The 1,769-nt window shown below is 62.0% G+C and carries 2 protein-coding genes; both read left to right on the forward strand.

Going from position 1 to position 1,769, the window contains the following annotated elements; all coding sequences use genetic code 11:
* Positions 1–208: 208 nt before the first annotated feature.
* A complete protein-coding gene (locus VGY55_18760; protein ID HEV2972022.1) occupies positions 209–1,135 on the forward strand; it encodes an ADP-ribosylglycohydrolase family protein in 927 nt (308 codons plus the stop codon).
* Positions 1,136–1,393: 258 nt separating this feature from the next.
* Positions 1,394–1,769 (forward strand): alpha/beta fold hydrolase (locus tag VGY55_18765; protein ID HEV2972023.1); only part of this gene is annotated, 376 nt, incomplete at its 3' end.

A 1,769-nucleotide genomic window follows, 5' to 3' on the forward strand; every position in this document is an offset into this window, starting at 1 on the left:
ACGACTTCGGATTCGCAAATCTATCAAATCACTCGCGTGTCCCGAAGTGATCGACCACGAATTGGATGCGGCCTATCAGCAGATCGCCCAGGACGATGCGCGCGAGGCCGAAGCGCGGGAATGGGCGGAAGCAACTGTGGGAATCGTCGCCGCTGAATCGCCATGAATTCGGGTTGGCCAACTCCGTCCCGAAGGTACGAGCACTTCCATGGACCTACAAGACCGCTTCCGTGGCTGCCTTCTCGGCCTCGCCTGCGGCGATGCCGTGGGCACCACGGTAGAATTCTGCGCGCGCGGAAAGTTCACGCCCGTTACCGATCTTGTTGGTGGCGGCGTGTTCGGTCTGGAGCCAGGCGAGTGGACCGATGACACCTCGATGGCTCTGTGCCTCGCCACGAGCCTGACCGAGCTGGGCCGTTTCGACCCCGTGGATCAATTGAATCGCTACTGGAAGTGGGTGGACGAAGGCTACTTAAGCAGCAATGGTCGCTGCTTCGACGTGGGTAACACTGTCTACGACGCCCTCGAACGCTTCCGGCAAACGGGCGAACCGTTAAGCGGCTCCGCCGATCCGCGCTCCGCCGGCAACGGCTGCATCATGCGGCTCGCGCCCGTGCCGATGTTCTTCCATCCAAACCACGAGCAAGCCGTTGAGATGTCCGGCGAGAGTTCGCGCACCACCCACGGCGCGCCCGAATGCGTCGAGGCGTGCCGACTCTTGGGCGGAATTCTTAGCCGCACACTTGCGGGAGCGAACAAGGAGGAAGCGCTCCTCCATCACGGCGTTACCGGTCTCTGCTGTGACAAGATTCTGGCTATTTCTCGGGGCGCTTACCGAACAAAATCCGAAAGCGAAATCAAAGGCTCCGGCTATGTCGTCCACAGCCTGGAGGCGGCGCTTTGGTGTTTCTGGCACGCCGACGACTTCCGGGAAGCCGTTTTGCGAGCAGCGAATCTCGGCGACGACGCGGATACGACCGCGGCAGTTTGTGGTCAGATCGCCGGGGCTCACTTCGGCGAGTCGGGAGTGCCCAAGACTTGGTTAGATCGGCTGGTAATGTACAACGAGATCCGCGGGCTCGCCGATTGCCTCCAACAAAAAGGGAAAACCAACTTGGCCACCTGCCAAGACTGATCGTCAAGCGGCGACCGGTGCCCGCGCAACAAATCCCTGACGACGTCTGGCGAATAACCTCATAACACCGGAGTCCTCCGTCGCGTCTTTATCAGGAGGCACACTATGCGTGTTCGGCCAACCGTCCCAATCGTGTTAGTTGTGTGCTTCTTAACGACCCCCGTCACGGGGTGCAAACCTCGCCCGGCGGAAATCGTTACGACGGAGGAGCCCGCGGCGGCAAGCAATGCAGCCGACGAGGCTTACCGCCTTGAAGAAGTGTCTTTTCGTGCCGGCGACAATCTCTTGGCCGGCGCCCTTTACCTGCCCCCAACTCCCGGCCCGCATCCCGCAATTGCCATGGTCCTCGGCTCCGGCCCAAGGGATCGCAACTACGGCGGCGCGGGTCCCGCTCTGGGCCGGCACTTCGCGCAACACGGCTACGCCTGGCTCGCCTGGGACAAACCCGGCGTCGGCGAATCGAAGGGTGATTTCAACCTGCAAACCTTTCGCGACCGTGCCGAGGAAGCCCTCGCCGCGATCGCCTATCTTCGCGGCCGCGCCGACATTCGCCCGGATCAAATTGGCCTGTGGGGCCATAGCCAGGGCGGGATGGTCGTGCCGTTGGCGGCGTCGTTTTCCGATCACGTTGCCT

This window comes from Pirellulales bacterium (assembly GCA_035939775.1).
In the GTDB taxonomy this organism is placed as follows: Bacteria; Planctomycetota; Planctomycetia; order Pirellulales; family DATAWG01; genus DASZFO01.